This window comes from Kitasatospora sp. NPDC056138 (assembly GCF_042264695.1).
Classification (GTDB): domain Bacteria; phylum Actinomycetota; class Actinomycetes; order Streptomycetales; family Streptomycetaceae; genus Kitasatospora.
On sequence record NZ_JBHJVK010000007.1, the window covers coordinates 75,366 to 92,928 of the forward strand.

Annotated in this window: 16 protein-coding genes; 9 read left to right on the plus strand and 7 right to left on the minus strand. The window is 73.7% G+C overall.

All coding sequences use genetic code 11. The annotated features are described in order from the left end of the window. Positions 1–32: 32 nt before the first annotated feature. Positions 33–509, minus strand: a complete 477-nt coding sequence (bcp, locus tag ACFC1R_RS07340) for a thioredoxin-dependent thiol peroxidase (RefSeq protein WP_375934151.1) — start codon at positions 507–509, stop codon at positions 33–35. A 144-nt stretch (positions 510–653) separates the two neighbouring features. On the opposite strand from bcp, the gene ACFC1R_RS07345 reads away from it, so the two are divergent. Together ACFC1R_RS07345 and ACFC1R_RS07350 are read left to right on the plus strand one after the other, a co-directional pair. Continuing rightward, a complete protein-coding gene (locus ACFC1R_RS07345) occupies positions 654–998 on the plus strand; it encodes a DUF3618 domain-containing protein (protein WP_375934154.1) in 345 nt (114 codons plus the stop codon). A 230-nt stretch (positions 999–1,228) separates the two neighbouring features. Next, the gene (locus ACFC1R_RS07350; RefSeq protein ID WP_375934398.1) at positions 1,229–1,531 is read left to right on the plus strand and encodes a GroES family chaperonin; all 303 of its coding nucleotides are present in this window, start codon (positions 1,229–1,231) and stop codon (positions 1,529–1,531) included. 301 nt (positions 1,532–1,832) lie between these two features. On the opposite strand, the gene ACFC1R_RS07355 is transcribed toward ACFC1R_RS07350, so the two are convergent. Next, on the minus strand, positions 1,833–2,792 hold the full coding sequence (locus ACFC1R_RS07355; RefSeq protein WP_375934157.1) for a DMT family transporter: 960 nt from the start codon (positions 2,790–2,792) through the stop codon (positions 1,833–1,835). 211 nt (positions 2,793–3,003) lie between these two features. After that, positions 3,004–5,337, minus strand: a complete 2,334-nt coding sequence (locus ACFC1R_RS07360; protein ID WP_375934159.1) for a transglycosylase domain-containing protein — start codon at positions 5,335–5,337, stop codon at positions 3,004–3,006. Positions 5,338–5,627: 290 nt separating this feature from the next. Here ACFC1R_RS07360 and ACFC1R_RS07365 point away from each other — a divergent pair, with 290 nt between their 5' ends. The 7 genes from ACFC1R_RS07365 to ACFC1R_RS07395 all read left to right on the plus strand — a co-directional run bounded on the left by ACFC1R_RS07365 (position 5,628) and on the right by ACFC1R_RS07395 (position 13,818). Next, the gene (locus tag ACFC1R_RS07365) at positions 5,628–6,518 is read left to right on the plus strand and encodes an ABC transporter permease (protein WP_375934162.1); all 891 of its coding nucleotides are present in this window, start codon (positions 5,628–5,630) and stop codon (positions 6,516–6,518) included. After that, complete coding sequence (locus ACFC1R_RS07370; protein WP_375934165.1) at positions 6,511–7,374, plus strand: ABC transporter permease; 864 nt, start codon at positions 6,511–6,513, stop codon at positions 7,372–7,374. Before ACFC1R_RS07365 ends, ACFC1R_RS07370 begins: the two co-directional genes overlap by 8 nt. 25 nt (positions 7,375–7,399) lie before the next feature. Beyond that, the gene (locus tag ACFC1R_RS07375) at positions 7,400–8,359 is read left to right on the plus strand and encodes an ATP-binding cassette domain-containing protein (protein ID WP_375934168.1); all 960 of its coding nucleotides are present in this window, start codon (positions 7,400–7,402) and stop codon (positions 8,357–8,359) included. Between the two features lie 225 nt (positions 8,360–8,584). Then, positions 8,585–9,874, plus strand: coding sequence for a glycosyltransferase family 2 protein (locus ACFC1R_RS07380; protein ID WP_375934171.1), 1,290 nt, complete (start codon positions 8,585–8,587; stop codon positions 9,872–9,874). A 5-nt stretch (positions 9,875–9,879) separates the two neighbouring features. After that, a complete protein-coding gene (locus ACFC1R_RS07385) occupies positions 9,880–11,169 on the plus strand; it encodes a nucleotide sugar dehydrogenase (RefSeq protein WP_375934174.1) in 1,290 nt (429 codons plus the stop codon). Between the two features lie 273 nt (positions 11,170–11,442). Next, positions 11,443–12,738, plus strand: coding sequence for a DUF445 domain-containing protein (locus ACFC1R_RS07390; protein ID WP_375934177.1), 1,296 nt, complete (start codon positions 11,443–11,445; stop codon positions 12,736–12,738). Positions 12,739–12,816: 78 nt separating this feature from the next. Beyond that, on the plus strand, positions 12,817–13,818 hold the full coding sequence (locus tag ACFC1R_RS07395) for an adenosine deaminase (protein WP_375934401.1): 1,002 nt from the start codon (positions 12,817–12,819) through the stop codon (positions 13,816–13,818). Here ACFC1R_RS07395 and ACFC1R_RS07400 read toward each other — a convergent pair. From ACFC1R_RS07400 to ACFC1R_RS07415, 4 genes are all read right to left on the minus strand, one after another. Further along, positions 13,788–14,480: a YidC/Oxa1 family membrane protein insertase gene (locus ACFC1R_RS07400; protein WP_375934180.1), complete on the minus strand. Its 693-nt coding sequence runs from the start codon at positions 14,478–14,480 to the stop codon at positions 13,788–13,790. The genes ACFC1R_RS07395 and ACFC1R_RS07400 overlap by 31 nt on opposite strands. 96 nt (positions 14,481–14,576) lie before the next feature. Continuing rightward, positions 14,577–14,870 carry a DUF6412 domain-containing protein gene (locus ACFC1R_RS07405; protein WP_375934183.1) on the minus strand — a complete coding sequence of 98 codons (294 nt, stop codon included), beginning with the start codon at positions 14,868–14,870 and terminating at the stop codon, positions 14,577–14,579. Positions 14,871–15,105: 235 nt separating this feature from the next. Further along, positions 15,106–16,176 carry a Gfo/Idh/MocA family oxidoreductase gene (locus tag ACFC1R_RS07410; protein ID WP_375934185.1) on the minus strand — a complete coding sequence of 357 codons (1,071 nt, stop codon included), beginning with the start codon at positions 16,174–16,176 and terminating at the stop codon, positions 15,106–15,108. A gap of 244 nt (positions 16,177–16,420) precedes the next feature. Further along, entirely contained in the window at positions 16,421–17,458 is a 1,038-nt protein-coding gene (locus tag ACFC1R_RS07415; protein ID WP_375934188.1) for a lytic polysaccharide monooxygenase, read from the minus strand. Positions 17,459–17,563: the final 105 nt, after the last annotated feature.

Sequence of the window (17,563 nt, forward strand, 5' to 3'; positions counted from 1 at the left end):
CGCGGCCCCCGTCCGTGCCGGTGCGCCGGAGGTCAGGCGGTGGGGATCTTCAGGTCGCGGAGCAGCTTGGCGACGTGACCGGTGGCCTTGACGTTGTAGAGGGCGTGCTCGACCTTGCCCTGCTCGTCGACGACGATGGTGGAGCGGATCACGCCGACCACGGTCTTGCCGTACAGCTGCTTCTCGCCGTACGCGCCGTACGCCGCCAGGACGGACTTGTCCTCGTCGGAGACCAGGGTGACCTTGAGGTCCTCGGTCTCGCGGAACTTGCCGAGCTTCTCGGGCTTGTCGGGCGAGATGCCGATGACGTCGTACCCGGCGCCCGCGAAGACCTCCAGGTTGTCGGTGAAGTCGCAGGCCTGGGTGGTGCAGCCCGGGGTGAGGGCGGCGGGGTAGAAGTAGACGATCACCTTGCGGCCGAGGTGGTCGGCGAGGGACACCTGCTTGCCGTCGGCGTCGGGCAGGGTGAAGGCGGGGGCGGTCTCGCCGGCCTTGAGGCGCTCGCTCACGGTGGATCTCTCCTCGTGCGTGGACTGGTGGTCGTACCACGGCAAACTTACCTTCCGATGGTGGGTGGGCCGCGCGGATGGGCGGGGCAACTGACAGACTGGCCCTGACGGACAGGACGAGTGATCAGGTAAGGGGTGGCCCGAGTGGGCAAGGCCGGCACTGAGGGCAAGGCGGCGCGGACGACCGCCCAGATCGAGGCCGACATCGAGCGGACCCGTAAGCAGCTGGCGGTGAACCTCGACGAGCTCGCCATGCGGGTCCACCCGAGCACGGTGGCCGCGCAGACCAGGGCGAAGATGCTGGCCTCGGTCGAGCAGAAGGCCGGGCGTGCTTACGTCGCGGCGAGCGGTGCCGTCGAGCAGCTGAAGGCGCAGTTCACGGACGCGGACGGCCGGCCGCGGCGGGAGCGGGTCGTTCCGGCCGCGCTGGTGGGTGTCGGCGTGCTGCTGCTGATCGCCTCCGCGCGCAGCAAGCGCAAGCGGGGCTGATCCACCCCGGGGAGTCGGGCGGAGGGGCCGGGAGACCGGCCCCTTCTGCATGTCCCTTCCCGCACGCCCCTTCGGCGCGCCGGTCCGGTGCATCCGTTCCGCCTGCCGGGTCAGCGTCACGGCGGCGGCACGGGCCGGGTACCGTCGGGGACGTGAGCACGAATGCAGAGCAGAGCCAGCAGCACGAGGCGCCCCGTCACGACCGGTTGGGCGAGAAGCTGCCGATCAAGATGTTGCACGACCGGGTGCTGGTGAAGACCGAGGGCGGGGAGGGTGAACGCCGTTCGACCGGCGGCATCCTCATTCCCGCGACGGCCGAGCTTTCGAAGCGCTGCGCCTGGGCGGAGGCGGTGGCGGTCGGCCAGAGCGTGCGCTCCGTGGAGCCCGGCGACCGGGTGCTGTACGACCCGGAGGACAAGCTGGAGGTCGAGGTGCGCGGCGCGACCTATGTGCTGCTGCGCGAGCGCGACCTGCACGCGGTGGCGGCGATGCGCTTCGGCGACACGGAGGGCTCGACCGGCCTCTACCTGTGATCCGGCGTGCCGCTCGGCGGCGCGGTAGGGCCCTCTCCCGGTGTCGGGAGAGGGCCCGCTCGCTGCCGGGTCCCGTGGACGGTTCGCGCGGCGGCGCGAGGTCTCACGGTCGGGGGGCCTCGCGGGTCGCCGCGCCCCCGGCTCTGCTGTGCCCCCGGCTCTGCTGTGCCCCCGGCTCTGCTGCGCGCTCAGCTCTGCCGCGTACGGAGCGAGTTCGGGGTGCGGAGCGAGTGGCGGCGGGCCTCCGGCCGGCCGGGCGGGAGGTCCGCGCGCCTGGTGCCGCGTGGTCGTCGGGAGCGGCCTACCGCGGGGCGGGGGCCGGGCGGCTGCGGACGGCGACGCGGGCCTCGGCGAGGGCGAGGCCGGTGACGGAGGCCAGCAGGACGGTGGTGCCGCCCACGGTCGCGGCGGTCAGGTGCTCGCCGAGCAGCAGGACCGCGATCACGGTGGCGCTGACCGGTTCGATCAGGGCGATCACCGAGGCGGTCGTCGCCCGTACGATCGCGGCTCCGGCGAAGTACAGCGCGTACCCGAGGGCGGTGGGTACGGCGGCGATGTAGAGCAGCAGTGCGACGGTGCGCCCGAGGTCGGCCGCGTGCGGCCAGAGTCCCTCGGCGGCGGCCAGCGGGAGCAGGCAGACGGTGCAGACCGCGAAGGAGCGGACGGTGGTGCCGAAGGCGTCCGACTGCCGCCCGGCCCGGCCCTGCCGGCGGGTGTGGACGGTGATGCAGGCGTAGCCGGCGGCCGAGAGCAGCGCCCAGGCCACCCCGGCGGGGCGGACCTCGCTGCCGCCGCCGTCCCCGAGGACCAGCACGGCGAGGCCGGTCAGCGCACCGGTCACGGCGACGGTGCCCGCGCCGCCGATCCGCTCGCCCATGGTGAGCCGGGCACCGGCGGCGATCATGACCGGTGCCGCGCCGAGGGTGACCACGGTGGCCACGGCCAGCCCGGTGCCCTGGACGGCCTCGAAGTAGGCGGCCTGGAAGAGGGTCAGGCCGAGGCCGTTGACCAGGGTGTCGGTGACCCTGCGGCGGCGCGGCTGCGGGGTCGCGCCGAGCGGGCGGCGGCCGGTCGCCCGGGAGGCGATCAGCAGCAGGACCAGCCCGCCGAGGGCGCGCCAGAAGGTGAGGGCCATCGGGCCCAGGCCGCTGCCGTCGAAGCAGAGGGCGGCGGCTGCGCCCGCGGTGCCCCAGGAGGTGGCGGCCACGGTGATGTAGAGCATGCCCCGTCCGGTGGACAGGGCGCGTACGGCAGAGGACACGGGGGTTCTCCCACGGAAGACTCGGATGTCGGTCGTGTGCTCCGGCTGCGGGCAGCAACGACCGGCCCGGGGGCCGAGGCCGCCCGGGACGGGGTCTTCAGTGGCCTGCCGCCCGCCTAGGCGGCAGGAGGTGGCAGAACTCCGCGATGCATGGCGCCACCCTACTCCCGAGGACGGGTGGGGCTGGAGGGGTGCTGTGCCGCGTCGGGCCTCACGGCCTGGGGAGAGCGGGGGTGCCGACGGGGAACCGGAACGGGCTGCCGGAGGGGAACCGGGTGGGGAGCCCCGTCGGGAGTCCGGTCGGGCCGGGGGCGTGCGACGGCGAGGGCGAAGGCGTGGGGGCGGGCTTGGGGGCGGGCGCCGGGGAGAGCGGGTGCGAGGGTGCCGGCGGGTGCGGCCTGTGCCGGGCCGGGTTGGGCGGCGGGGCCTCGGCGGGCAGGGTGTTGTCGCGGTCCACCTGGAGGTCGAAGTACCGGACCGGGCCGCCGTGCAGCGCCGCGCTCATGTAGGCGGTCCAGATCGCGGTGGGGAAGGCGCCTCCGTTGATCCGGGTGAAGCCGGCCGTCCCGGTGAGCGGAAGTTTGGCGTGGGTCTTCGGGTCCTCGCGGAACAGGCCGACCGCGGTGGTGAGTTCGGGGGTGTACCCGGCGAACCAGGCGGACCGGTTGCTGTCGGTCGTGCCGGTCTTCCCGGCGGCCGGGCGGTTGAGGGAGAGTGCGAGGGCGCCGGTGCCGCTGGAGCTGATCACGTCCTGCAGGACGTCGGTGACGGCGTCGGCGGTGCCCCGGCTGACGGCGGTGCGGGCGGGGTGTCCCGGCAGCTTGGGGACTTCGCTGTCGCCGGGGCGCTCCAGCCTGAGGACCGGCCAAGGGGTGATTGCCTGGCCGTGGTTGGCGAACGTGGCGTACACCGAGGCCAGGTCGATCGCGCTGGGGGTGGCGGTTCCCAGGGTCATCGAGGTGTTGGCCGGGTCCATGCCCGGTACGGTCTCGGGCAGGCCCAGCTGCACGGCGGTCCGCCGGACGGCGGCCAGCCCCACGTCCACGCCCTCCTGGGCGAAGACCGAGTTGACCGACTTCATCATGGCGTAGCGGAGCGTGACGAGGCCGTAGTCGATGTCGTCCTCGTTGGGCGGCGCGTAGACGCTCGGGCCGCCGATGACCGGGAGGCGGCTGTCGCCCTCGTACAGGGTCTGGGTGGTGATCCGGTAGCCGTCGTGGGTGGTGTGGTCGCCCTCCAGGCCGGCGGCGAGGTCGATCGGTTTGAAGGTGGAGCCGACCTGGTTGTCCTGCCGGGTGGCGTCGTTGAAGGGCTGGCCGGAGTAGTCGGGGCCGCCGTAGACGGCGACGATCCGGCCGGTGCCGGGGTCGATCGAGGCGCCGGCGACCCGGACGGCGGTGTCGGAGTCGGGGCGGGCCTTGGGGTCGAGCTGGGTGGTGAGCTCGCTGCGGACGGCGGCCACGAAGGCGTCCTGCTTGGCCTTGTCGAAGGTGGTGGTGATCTTCCAGCCGCCGGCCTTGAGGCTGGCGGTGTCCAGGACGCCGGTGGCGGCGAGGTAGTCGTCGACGATGCCGACCAGGTAGCCGGCCTGCCCGCTCAGGCCCTTGGTGGGCTGGGGGTCGATCGGTTCGGGGAAGGTCAGCGAGGCGCGTTCGGCGGGTGGCAGGAAGCCCAGCGAGACCATGCCGTCCAGGACGTAGTTCCAGCGGGCGATGGCCTTGCCGCGGTTGGCGGGGGTGCTGGTCCTGACGTCGTACGCGCTCGGGGCCTGGAGCAGGGTGGCGAGGTAGGCGCCCTGGGCGAGGGTCAGCCTGGCCGCGTCGATGCCGTAGTAGGCGTGGGCGGCGGTCTGGATGCCGTAGGCGTTGCGGCCGAAGTAGCTGGTGTTGAGGTAGCCGGCCAGGATGTCGTCCTTGCTCTGCTGCTGGTCGACCTTGAGCGAGATGAACAGTTCCTTGACCTTGCGGGTGATGGTCTGGTCCTGCGTGAGGTAGTGGTTCTTGACGTACTGCTGGGTGATGGTGGAGCCGCCCTGGGTGCCCTTGCCGGCGGCGGTGTTCCAGGCGGCCCGGAGCATGCCCTTGAGGTCGACGCCCTTGTTCCGGTAGAAGGAGCGGTCCTCGGCGGAGACCACGGCCTGCCGGGTGGCCGGCGGGATCTGGCCGATCGCCACGTCCTGGCGGTTCACCGCGCCGGTGCGGGCCAGTTCGGTGGTGCCGTCCGCGTAGTAGTAGACGGTGCTCTGCGCCACGGCGTGGGCGTTCGGGTCCGGGACGGGGACCACCAGGTAGAGCGTCACGAAGGCCGCGATGCCCAGCAGGAGCAGGCCGAGCAGACCGCCGACCGTCATCCGCCAGGACGGTAGCAGCCGGCGGCGGCGGGGCAGCGCGCGGCGGCGGGCCCTGCGGGCGGTCCGCCTGGTGCGGCGGCGGTTGCGGCGGGAGCCCTCGGCGCGGTCCTCGCCCTCCAGCGGGTCGTGCGGGCTCGGGGTGCGCGGTGGCGTACGTCCGGCGGTGGGGGGCTGGTCCGGTGACTCCTGGCTCATGGGTGGATTATGGGCGATTTGACGCGTAATCAGATGGTTTTTCCGGCCAATCGGCGTAAGGGTCGGCCCTTCGCGCCCCAAGGGGCTCGAGCGCCGGTAAAAGCGGCTGCGCCGGGTGGCCGGCGGCGCTACGGTGAAAGGTGACAACCACATAGCGCACCTCGTCAGCCGCAGCTCCGCCCGCGCCCCGCCACCCCCGGGGGTCCGCCGGTCGGAGCCGGTCGCCGCTGCGCGTGTGCATGTGGAGAGCCGCCGAGTACCGCGCCATGAAAAGTCGACAAGGAGACAATATGGATACCTCTGTGGATGTCGCCGCAGGCAGCCGTGCTCGGCCCGGACCGGAGAGCGGAGGGCCGGGCCCGGCCGGGCGGCGACAGGCCGGACGGCTCTACCTGGCCATCGCCGAGGGCGCGTTCCGCCGCTACTCCACCTACCGCGCCGCCACCATCGCGGGTGCCGTCACCAACACCGTCTTCGGCTTCATCCTCGCCTACACCTTCCTCGCCCTCTGGCAGGCCAGGCCGGGACTCGGCGGCTACGACAGCGCCCAGGCCGTCACCTACATCTGGATCAGCCAGTCGCTGCTGGTCACCGTCGCGGTCTGGGGCGGCGGCTTCCAGGACGAGGTCCAGGAGCGGTTCCGCACCGGGGACATCGCCATCGACCTCTACCGCCCGGTGGACTTCCAGGGCTGGTGGCTGGCCACCGACCTCGGCCGGGCCGCCTTCCACCTGTTCGCCCGGGGCGTGCTGCCCACCCTCGCGGGCGCGCTGGCCTTCACCCTCGCCCTGCCCACCGACCCGCTGGTCTGGGCGGTCTTCCTGCTCGCCGTCCTGCTCGCCGTGGTGGTCAGCTTCGGACTGCGCTTCCTGGTCTCGCTCACCGGCTTCTGGCTGCACGACTCCGAGGGCATCCGGGCGGTGATGCTGGTGGTCGCGATGTTCTTCTCCGGGATGCTGCTGCCGATCGGACTCTTCCCCGGTTGGCTCGGCGAACTCGCCCACGTGCTGCCCTGGGCGGCACTGATCCAGATCCCCACCGACATCCTGCTGGAGCGCCGCTCCGGCTTCGCCGTGCTCACCGGACTCGGCTTCCAGCTCCTCTGGGCGCTCCTGCTGCTCACCGCGGGGCGCGCCGCCCAGCTGCTCGCAACCCGCAAGGTGGTGGTCCAGGGTGGCTGAACCCCGCACTCCCGAGCGGCTGTTGCCCGCCGACGGGACACGGTCGGCCGGGGTGCGCTGGGCGCTGCGCTCCTGGTTGCTGGTCGCCGCCATGTGGACCCGCGCCACCATGGCCTACCGGGCCTCCTTCTTCCTGATGCTCGCCGCCAGCCTCGCCGCGACCTCGCTGGACTTCGTCGTGCTGCTGCTGATGTTCCAGCACACCGACCGGCTCGGCGGCTGGTCGCTGGCCGAACTCGGCTTCCTGTACGGGACGTCGGGGCTCTGCCTGGGGCTGGCCAACCTGTTCGTCGGCAGTGTGGACGCCCTCGGGGACCGGATCCGCACCGGCACCCTCGACACCATGCTGATCCGGCCCGCCCCCGCGCTCGCCCAACTCTGCGCCGAGCGCTTCTCGTTGCGCCGCCTCGGCCGCCCGCTCCAGGCCGCCGCCGTCCTCGTCTGGTCGCTCACCGTGCTGCCGGTGCACTGGACCGCCGACCGGCTGCTGCTCGTACCGCTGCTGCTGGTCTGCGGCACCGTGATCTTCAGCGCCGTCTACATCGGCGGCGCCACCCTGCAGTTCTGGTGGGGCGAGGCCAGGGAGCTCCAGAACTCCCTCACCTACGGCGGCGCCACGCTGATCCACTACCCGCCCACCATCTTCGCCAAGGAGCTGGTGGCCGGGGTCGTCTTCGGCGTACCGCTGGCCTTCGTCAACTGGCTGCCCGCGCTGCGCATCCTCGACCGGCCCGACCCGCTCGGCCTGCCCACCGCCTTCCAGTACGCCTCCCCGATCGCCGCCGCCCTCTGCGTCCTCGCCGCCGCCGCGGCCTGGCGGGCCGGGCTGCGCGCGTACCGGGGCACCGGCAACTGACCCACCCCCGACAGGAGAGGCAACCATGAGCCTGATCGAACTGCAGGACGTCCGGCGCAGCTTCACCATCCGCACCAGGGCCGGGCGGCTGCGCCGCGAGAAGCGCGAGGTGCACGCCGTGGACGGGCTCACCTTCGGCATCGACGCCGGCGAGTGCGTCGGATACATCGGCCCGAACGGCGCCGGCAAGTCGACCACCATCAAGATGCTCACCGGCATCCTGGTCCCCAGCAGCGGACGCCTGCGGGTCGCCGGGGTCGACCCCGCCCGCGAACGGGCCAGGCTGGCCCGCCGGATCGGCGTGGTCTTCGGTCAACGCACCACCCTCTGGTGGGACCTGCCCCTGCGCGACTCGTACGAGCTGGCGCGGCGGATCTACCGCATCCCCGACGCCCGCTACCGGGCCAACCTCGACCGCTGCGTCGAACTGCTCGACCTGGGCGCACTGCTGGACACCCCGGTGCGCCAGCTCTCGCTCGGCCAGCGGATGCGCGGCGACCTGGCCGCCGCGCTGCTGCACGATCCCCAGGTGCTCTACCTGGACGAGCCGACCATCGGGCTCGACGTGGTCAGCAAGGCCCGGGTCCGGGAGTTCCTGCGCGAGGTCAACACGGACCAGGGCACCACCGTGCTGCTCACCACCCACGACCTGGTCGACATCGAGCAGCTGTGCGGCCGGGTGATGGTGATCGACCACGGCCGGGTGGTCTACGACGGCAGCCAGGACGGCCTCCACGCCGCCGGCCGGAGCGAGCGCACCCTGGTGGTCGACCTCGCCGAGGCCGGGCCCGCGATCGAGGTCGCCGGGGCCCGGGTGGTCAAGGTCGAAGGCCCGCGCCAGTGGCTGGCCTTCCCCGCCGAGGAGAGCGCCGCCCCGATCGTCGCCGCCGTCGCCTCCCGCTACCCGCTCGCCGACCTCTCGGTCCGCGAGCCCGCCATCGAGGACGTCATCGCCCGGATGTACGCGGAGGTGGCCATCGGCTGAGCCTCCCCGCCGGGGGCGTGCGCCTGCGCCGCCGGTGCCGGCCCGCCCCTCCCGCCGGTCAACGGCGGACAGCCCCCCGGGCGTCGGCAAGACGATCCGCCTAGGCCATCGGGGTGACGGGGCAGTGACCCCGGGGCGGGCAACGGCGTTGACTCCCTTGTGACTTCACGAGGGGCAACGACCTCCCGAGGGACTGCACGGCAGTCGGAACCACCAGACGTCAGCGTGGTGATCGCGGTCTACAACACCATGCCGTACCTCACCGCCTGCCTGGACTCGCTGGTCGGCCAGAGCATCGGCCACCGGCGGATGGAGATCGTCGCCGTCGACGACGGCTCCACCGACGGCAGCGGTGCGGAGCTCGACCGGTACGCGACCCGGCACCCCGGCCTCTTCAAGGTCAGGCACCAGGCCAACTCCGGTGGCCCGGCCCACCCCACCAACCGGGGGACGGCCGAGGCCACCGGACGCTACGTGCTCTACCTCGGCGCCGACGACTGGCTCGGGGCCGAGGCGCTGGAACGCATGGTCGAGGCCGCCGACCGGTGGGAGTCCGAGGTCCTGGTGCCCAAACAGGTCGGCGAGAACGGCCGGCTGGTCCCGCAGGGCATCTTCGAGCGCACCGCCCGCGAGGTCACCTTCACCGACTCGGCGCTCGCCTGGGCGCTCGCCGACACCAAGCTCTTCCGCCGCGACCTGCTGCAACGCCACGGCCTGCGCAGGCTGGAGGACCTCCCCGTCCACAGCGACCAGCCGTTCACGCTGGAAGCCCTGCTGCGCGCCGAACGGGTCTCCGTCCTCGCCGACTACGACTACTACCACCTGGTCCTGCGCCGGGACCGCAGCAACGTCACCCACCGCGCCGGTCCGCTGGACCGGTTGCGGGGCGTGCGGGCGATCCAGGAGGTCGTCGAACGCCTCACCGGCCCCGGGCCCGTGCGGGACGCCATCCGCAGCCGCCACTTCGGCTGGGAGGTGCCGCAGTTGCTCCAGGCGGACTTCCTGCACCTGGACCAGGCACTGCAGCGGCAGCTCTGCGCTGGCATCGCCGGACTGCTGGACGACTTCTGCACCCCCGAGCTGCTCACCCGCCTGCCGGTCGGCGACCGGCTGCGACTGGCCCTGGCCCGGCGCGGTGAACTCGCCGCTCTGCGCGGCGTGATCGAGTACGAGCTCGCCAACGGCACCCCGCCGCCGGTCCGCCGGCGCGGTCGCGAGTACGCCGGGTACCCCCTCTTCCGCAGTCGTCGACCGCGCCTGCCGGACGAGCTGTTCGCGCTGGGCGGGGCCGGCCCCGACGGCGGGTGGCCGGCCGGACTGCGGCGGCGGGTCATGCGGAGCCTGCCGCCGGGGGCGCGGAAGGTGGTGCGGCGCCGACTGGGATGGCTGGTCCGGCGAAGGCCGCCGGCGCGAGCGGGCGTGCCGGCGGCTGCGGTTGCGGGCGCGGCGGCCGACGCCGGTGCGGCCGGTGCGCGGGTCGGTGCGCCGGCGGGCGCGCGAGCGGACGAGGGGTGAGCGGTATGGACATCTGCGTGGTCGGGTTGGGCAAGATCGGCCTGCCGCTGGCAGTGCAGTACGCGGGGAAGGGCCACCGGGTCACCGGCGCGGACATCTCCCCCGAGGTGGTGCGGACGGTCAACGACGGCCGGCCGCCGTTCCCCCGGGAGGCCGAACTCGCCGACCGCCTCAAGCAGTCGGTGGCCGACGGACGGCTGACCGCCACCACCGACACGGCGACGGCCGTCGGCACGGCCCAGGCCGTGGTGATCGTGGTCCCCCTGGTCACCGCCGCCGACGGCACCCCGGACTTCTCGCTGCTGGACGCCGCCACCGACGCGGTCGCGGCCGGGCTGCGCCGGGGCACCCTGGTCAGCTACGAGACCACCCTGCCGGTCGGCAGCACCCGGGGCCGCTGGGCGCCGTGCCTGGAGGCCGGTTCGGGCCTGGTGGCCGGACGCGACTTCGGTCTGGTGTTCAGCCCCGAACGGGTGCGCACCGGACGGGTCTTCGCCGACCTGCGCCGCTACCCGAAGCTGGTCGGCGGACTGGACGCCCGCTCCACCCGGCGGGGCGTCGAGTTCTACCAGGCGGTGCTCGACTTCGACCCGCGCCCCGACCTGGCGCGCGGCAACGGCGTCTGGGCGCTCGACTCGGTGGAGGCGGCCGAGTTCTCCAAGCTCGCCGAGACCACCTACCGCGACGTCAACATCGCTCTGGTGAACCAGTTCGCGCGCTTCGCCGACCGCTGCGGGGTCGACATCGCGGAAGTGATCGAGGCGTGCAACTCGCAGCCGTACAGCCACCTGCACCGCCCCGGTATCGCCGTCGGCGGCCACTGCATCCCGGTCTATCCGAGGTTGTACCTGTGGAACGACCCGCACGCGAGTGTCGTCCGGGTCGCCCGGGAGGCCAACGAGACCGTGCCCGGGTACGCGGTCGGGCTGCTGGAGGGCGTGCTCGGGCCGCTCGCCGGGGTCGGGGTGCGGGTGCTCGGCGCGGCGTACCGGGGCGGGGTGAAGGAGACCGCGTACTCCGGGGTGTTCCCGCTGGTCGAGGCGGTCCGGGCGGCCGGGGCGGTGCCGTACGTCAGCGACCCGCTCTACACGGCGGCGGAGCTGACCGCGCTCGGACTGCCGCCGTACCAGGGCGAGCCGGTGGCCGCCGTGGTGGTGCAGGCGGACCACCCCGAGTACCGCGAGCTCTCCGCGGCGGACTTCCCCGGCATCCGGGTCCTGCTGGACGGCCGCCGGGTGACTGATCCGGCCCGGTGGGACGGTGTCCGCCGCATTGTCCTCGGCGGCGGGGGCTGACCCCAGGCCCGGTGGGCGGCCGGGCCGTGCCGCCACGGGCGCGGGGCGCCAACCCCGGGGCGGCCGCGGGCAACTCGTCGTCCCAGCGCTCCAGGGGCGGGAAGGGCGTTCCGCTCGCGCGGCTTCGCACGTCCCCCGGGCGGCGCGGGTGGGGACCCGTCGCGAAACGCGGCACCCCCCGGGGGCGCTGCCCGTAAGGGGGCGCCCCCGGGGCGACCCGGACTCGGCGGGGTGGAGGGCCCGGGGCGGGGGCGTGCGGGGCAGACTGTCCGGGTGAGCGTCGAAGAGAGGGTCAGGACGGCCTCCGGGGTCAGCTTCACCGCGGCCGACGAGGAGAAGCGCCGGGGAGTCCGGCGGATGAAGACGATCGCGACCGGTCTGCTGGCCTTCGCGACGGTCGTGTTCGGCCTGGCGACCTGGGCCGGGGCGGCGGGAGCCGGTGCCTGGGCCGGGTACGTCGCGGCGGCGGCCGAGGCCGGCATGGTCGGCGCCCTGGCGGACTGGTTCGCCGTCACCGCGCTGTTCCGCCGCCCGTTCGGACTGCCGATCCCGCACACCGCGATCATCCCGACCAAGAAGGACGCCTTCGGCAAGTCGCTGGGTGACTTCGTCGGCGACAACTTCCTGTCCGGAGCGGTGGTGCGCGAGCGGCTGGCCGCGATCGGGATCGCCCGGCGGCTCGGCGAGTGGCTGGCCGCGCCGGGCAGCGCCGAGCGGGTCACCCGGGAGACGGCGGCCGCCCTGCGCGGCGTCCTCGCCGTGCTGCGCGACGACGACGTCCAGGCGGTCGTCGCCGAGGCCGTGACCAGGCGCGCCGCCGCCACCTCGGTCGCCGAACCGGCCGGACGCCTGCTCGGCAGGGTGGTCGCGGACGGCGGCCACCGGGGCGTGGTGGACCTGATCGCGGTCCGCGCGCACGACTGGCTGACCGAGCACCACGAGGAGGTCGTGCAGCGGGTCACCCAGCGCACGCCCGGCTGGACCCCCAGGTTCATCGACCACCAGGTCGGCGAGCGGGTCTACAAGGAGCTGATGCGCTTCGTCACCGACATCCGGGACGACCGGCAGCACCCCGCCCGGGGCGCGATAGACAACTTCCTCGCCGACTTCGCCGACGAGCTCCAGCACGACCCCGCGATCATCGCCCGGGTCGAGCGCGCCAAGTCCGACCTGCTGGCCCGCCCCGAGGTGCAGGACCTGATCGCCTCCTCCTGGTCGGCCGTCCGCACGCTGGTGCTGACCGCCGCCGAGGACGAGCAGAGCGAGCTGCGCCGCCGGATAGCGGCCGGGCTGGGCTCGTTCGGCCGCCGCCTCGCCACCGACCGGCGGCTCCAGGCCAAGACCGACAGCTGGCTCCAGGACGCCGCCCAGTACGTGGTGCAGACCTACCGGACCGAGATCACGTCGCTGATCTCGGAGACCGTGGCCGGCTGGGACGCGGACGACGCCTCGCGCAAGATCGAGGCCAACGTCGGACGGGACCTCCAGTTCATCCGGATCAACGGCACGGTGGTCGGTGCGCTGGCCGGGCTGCTGATCCACACCGTGGCGGTGGCGTTCGGCGGTTAGCATGCAGGATCGAACCAACCTGAAGGGAAGTGTCCGGTGACCGAGGGCAAGAGCGGTATCGAGGCGTTCATCGCGGGGATGCCGAAGGCGGAACTGCACGTGCACCACGTCGGTTCGGCCTCGCCCCGGGTGGTCGCGGAGCTGGCTGCCCGGCACGCGGGGAAGAGCAGGGTGCCGGCCGACCCGGCGGCGCTCGCCGAGTACTTCACCTTCACCGACTTCGCGCACTTCATCGAGGTCTACCTGAGCGTGGTCGACCTGATCAAGGACGCCGAGGACGTCCGCGCGCTGACGTACGGCGTCGCCGAGGACATGGCCCGCCAGCAGATCCGCTACGCCGAGCTGACCGTCACCCCGTACTCCTCGACCAACCGGGGCATCCCGGACGTCGCCTTCATGGAGGCGATCGAGGACGCCAGGATCTCGGCCGAGCGCGACCTGGGCATCGTGCTGCGCTGGTGCTTCGACATCCCCGGCGAGGCCGGTCTGGCGAGCGCCGAGGAGACCGCCCGGATGGCCGTCGAGCTGGCCCCCGAGGGCCTGGTCAGCTTCGGCCTCGGCGGTCCGGAGATCGGTGTGCCGCGCCCGCAGTTCAAGCCGTACTTCGACCGGGCCCGGGCCGCCGGCCTGCGCAGTGTCCCGCACGCCGGTGAGACCACCGGTCCCGAGACGGTCTGGGACGCGATCCGGGTCCTCGGCGCCGAGCGGATCGGCCACGGCACCCAGGCGGTCAAGGACCCGGCGCTGCTGGACTACCTCGGTGAGCACCGCATCCCGCTGGAGGTCTGCCCGACCTCCAACATCGCCACCCGGGCCGTCGAGCGGATCGAGGAGCACCCGATCAGGCAGATGGTCGACGCCGGCCTGCTCGTCACGGTCAACAGCGACGACCCGCCGATGTTCGGCACCGACCTCAACACCGAGTACGCCGTCGCAGCCCGCCTGCTCGGCCTGGACGAGACCGGGGTCGCCGCCCTCGCCAGGAACGCCGTCGAGGCGTCCTTCCTGGACGAGAGCGGCAAGGCCAGGCTGACCGGCGAGATCGACGCCTACCTCGCGGGCTGGACCGCCAGGGGCTGAACCGGACGGCTGTCCCGGTGCAGCCAGGCGCGCTCGGCGACGCTCCACGCGGTGGTGGTGAGCAGGTAGATCCCCGCCGCGAGCGGCACCAGCGCGGCGAACAGCACGGTGCCGAACGAGAGGTACGGCATCAGCGCCGCACCGGGCGCCGCCGGGTCCGCCACCGCCCGGCGGGCATGGCGGAACGACACGAAGCCGACGGCGGCCAGGGCCAGGTACAGCAGGCCGAACACCAGCAACTGGCCCTGGCCGTGCGCGGCGTCCACGTGCAGCCCGAGCGGAACACCGGCCACGGTGTGGTGCAGCAGGTCGTTGGGCGTGGTGAACAGCCGGTACATCACCGAGAAGAACGGGGCCTGCGCCAGCATCGGCAGGCAGCCCGCGAACGGCGACGCCTTCTCCTCGCGGTACAGCTCGGTCAGCGCGGCCTGCAGCTTCTCCGGCTGCTCGGCGTGCCTGCGCCGCAGCTCGGCGACCTTCGGGGCGAGCCGCGCCTGGGCCTTCTGACCGCGTGCGGCGGCGCGGGCGAGCGGGTGCAGCGCCAGTCGCACGCCGACGGTGAAGAGGACGATCGCGAGCGCGGTCGGCACCACGGCGGCGAGCGCCGAGACGGCGTCGTGGGCCAGCTGTACGGCAGGGTCGAGCAAGGCGAAAACGGACATGGGGAGCGAGCCCTCCGGGGTCTCGTGGGATGAGAGGTCGGCGGAGGGCGGCCGCGCAGGGCCATGGCGGGTCAACGCTCCAGGAGGGAGCGGGAGTTACGCGGCCGCCAGGGCCGCGCCCGGCGCCCTGGGGCGGCGTCGGCCCCGGGCGTCCGGATCACGCTGAGGAAGGAAGGCGGTCCGGAACGCGCGCCTGCGCAGTGCCCCGGACCGGACGATCGCCGGGGCGCGCGCCCCGAGCCGGCGCCCGGTGGCCAGCACGCCGGCGGCGACACCGGCCAACAGCACCAGGGTCGCGGCGGCGGCCACGGCCGTCAGGCCAGCGGGGCCGGTGAGCAGCTCACCGGTCAACACCCGGAGCAGGCCGAGCAGTACGGCGACAAACGGCACTGCGGACCTCCTCGGGCGGTGAACGGGCACTCAGCGGCGATCGTACGCGACGCGGTCCCGCAAGGGCGAGGAACTGCGGCCAAGTGCGGGGAACCGTACGAGCGGTGGCCGTGCCGCTGGACGGGGCCTTTCGACCGGATTCGCCGGGAGGCCGTTCGCGGAGAGCCGTTCGCCGGGAGGCCGTTCACGGGAGCTGTTCGCGGAGAGCTGTTCCCGGACTGCTGTTCCCGGACGGCTACGGGAGCCGGACCACCGTGCCGGTGGCGGCGGAGGCCCGGGCGGCCTCCAGGACGGCGAGGGCGGCGACGGCGTCACGGGGGTCGACCGGCGGCGGGGTGCCGTCGGCCAGAGCGGCGGCGACACCGGCGTAGTAGGCGGGGTAGTCGCCCAGGTCGGTGGGGATCCGCACGGCGGACTCGTCGGTGCCGAGGGTGCCGTACGCGGCCGGGTTGTCCGCGCCCCAGGCTCCACCGTCGTCCGGGCGGCGGCCGGCGCGCAGGTCGCCCTCCTGCGGGTCCATGCCGGACTTCACGTACCCGGCCGTGTCGCCGAGCACCCGCAGGCGCGGGCCGGCCAGCGGTGCCAGTGCGCTGGTCCACAGCTGCGAGCGGACGCCGCCGGTGTGGGTCAGGGCGAGGAAGGCGTCGTCGTCCACCACCGCGCCGTCCCGCCGGACGTCGACCTCGGCGTACACCGTCTCCACCGGGCCGAACAGCGCGAGCGCCTGGTCCACCAGGTGGCTGCCCAGGTCGTACAGCGTGCCGCCGGCCTCGGCCGGGTCGGCCAGTTCGCGCCAGCCCGCCTTGGGCTTCGGGCGGAACCGCTCGAAGCGGGACTCGAAGCGGTGCACCCGGCCCAGCGCACCCGACTCCACCAGTCGGCGCGCGGTCAGGAAGTCGCCGTCCCAACGGCGGTTCTGGAACACCGAGAGCAGCACCCCGGTCCGGGCCGACAGCTCGCAGAGTTCACGCGCCTCGGCGGCGGTGGCGGCGAGCGGCTTGTCCACCACGGTCGGCAGGCCGGCGTCCAGGGCGGCCCGGGCGAGCGGGACGTGGGTGCGGTTGGGTGAGGCGATCACCACCAGGTCGAACCGGTCCGCCTCGGCGAGCAGCTGTTCGGGCGTGTCCAGCGGGCGGGCGCCGGGGTGCTCGCGGTGCAGCTGCGCCCGGCGCTCGGGGTTGGCGGTGACCACCGCGTCCAGCCGGAGGCCGGGGGTCGCGGCGATCAGCGGGGCGTGGAAGGCGGAGCCGGCCAGGCCGTAGCCGACCAGACCGACGCGGAACGGGGGGCGGGACGTGCTGCTCATGCCCCTACTCAATCACGCGGCCGCCGGTCCGCGGACACGGCCGCGCCCGGGGCGGGGCCGTGTCCGCGGACCGGCGAAGAGGGTGGGCCCGGGTACCGGGTGCGCCGGGGAGGGGGGATCGCGGGCGCGGCCGGTACCCGGGGGTCGAGGGTGAACTACCGGTTCGGTGAAGGTGGTTCCGTGCGTACGGTTCGGTGCGCGTGTCCGGTTCGAGGGGTCCCGCGCGGGTGGTTCGGTGTGGGGCTCAGCGGACATGCGCTCCGGCGGCGCGGCGGCGGCGGTTGAGGTGGGCGACGGTGCCGCCGGCGAGCAGGAAGGAGGCCCCGACCGCGACCATCAGGCCGGTCGCGCGGCCGGTACCGGTCTGGGCGAGCTGTTCGGCGGCCGGCTGGCCCGCGGCCTGGGTCTGGGCGGCGGCCTGCCCGGGAGCGGTGGCCTGAGTAGCGGCCGGAGCGGCGACTGCTGCGGCGACCGGGGCGGTGACCGGCGTGGCGCCGACGGAGCCCGCCTTGTCGGAGCCGGCCTTGACGGAGCCCGCCTGGGGAGCCGCCGGTGCCTGCTGTGCCGGGCCCGCGGCGTCGTGCACATGCTTCACGCCGCTGTCGGAGGCCGGTACGGCCGCGGTGCCCGCAGTGTGGCCGGAGCCGTCGAAGACCACGTCCGAGCAGGAGTAGAACGCCTCCGGGCTGTCCGAGCGCTGCCAGATCGCGTAGATCAGCTGACGGCCGGTCTTCCCCGCCGGGATCTTGCCGGGCAGCACGTACTGGCCGTCCACCAGCTGGGGGTCGGTGATCGTCAGGAACGGCGTGGACTCCAGGTCGGACCAGCTCAGCGGCTGGGCCGGGTTGTAGCTGCCGTTGGTGATGAACAGCTGGAAGGTGCCCCGGTGCGGCGCCGTGGCACGGAACCGGAAGGTGAAGTCGGCGCCCGAGGTGAGGTTGGTGGCGGGCCAGTCGGTGCGCGGCAGGTCGAGACCCGCGAACTCGGTGTTGTTGGCGCTGCACAGGCGGCCGTCCGGGATCAGCTGCCGGTGCTGCCCCGCGGCGTTGCCGATCCGTACACCGTTCCAGTCGTACATGGCCTGGGTGCCGCCGAGTGCGATGGCGGCCTTGCAGGCATCCGACTTCGGCGCCTCGGGGCCTTCCAGGTAGCAGCCTTCGACCCGGCTGAGCGGGTTCTGCATCGAGCCGTGCGCGTACGCGGTGCCGGAGCCGAGGGCTCCGGCCAGGGCGCAGCCGGCCAGTGCCAGGGCGCCGACGGTGGTGGTGCGGCGGGCAGACATGGTGGGGGACGCTCCTTCGGGTGGGACGGGACTACGTGCTCGGTGCGCTCGGTCGGGAGACACCTCGGGTGGTGCCCGAGCGGTGGGGGATCGCTCTTCCGGCAC

Bases quoted from the DNA above. Each gene is read 5' to 3' on its own strand.
- ACFC1R_RS07350 (WP_375934398.1), top strand. From the start codon at position 1,229: ATGTTGCACGACCGGGTGCTGGTGAAGACCGAGGGCGGGGAGGGTGAA.
- ACFC1R_RS07360 (WP_375934159.1), bottom strand. From the start codon at position 5,337: ATGAGCCAGGAGTCACCGGACCAGCCCCCCACCGCCGGACGTACGCCA.
- ACFC1R_RS07365 (WP_375934162.1), top strand. From the start codon at position 5,628: ATGGATACCTCTGTGGATGTCGCCGCAGGCAGCCGTGCTCGGCCCGGA.
- ACFC1R_RS07375 (WP_375934168.1), top strand. From the start codon at position 7,400: ATGAGCCTGATCGAACTGCAGGACGTCCGGCGCAGCTTCACCATCCGC.
- ACFC1R_RS07385 (WP_375934174.1), top strand. From the start codon at position 9,880: ATGGACATCTGCGTGGTCGGGTTGGGCAAGATCGGCCTGCCGCTGGCA.
- ACFC1R_RS07395 (WP_375934401.1), top strand. From the start codon at position 12,817: ATGCCGAAGGCGGAACTGCACGTGCACCACGTCGGTTCGGCCTCGCCC.
- ACFC1R_RS07400 (WP_375934180.1), bottom strand. From the start codon at position 14,480: ATGTCCGTTTTCGCCTTGCTCGACCCTGCCGTACAGCTGGCCCACGAC.
- ACFC1R_RS07410 (WP_375934185.1), bottom strand. From the start codon at position 16,176: ATGAGCAGCACGTCCCGCCCCCCGTTCCGCGTCGGTCTGGTCGGCTAC.
- ACFC1R_RS07415 (WP_375934188.1), bottom strand. From the start codon at position 17,458: ATGTCTGCCCGCCGCACCACCACCGTCGGCGCCCTGGCACTGGCCGGC.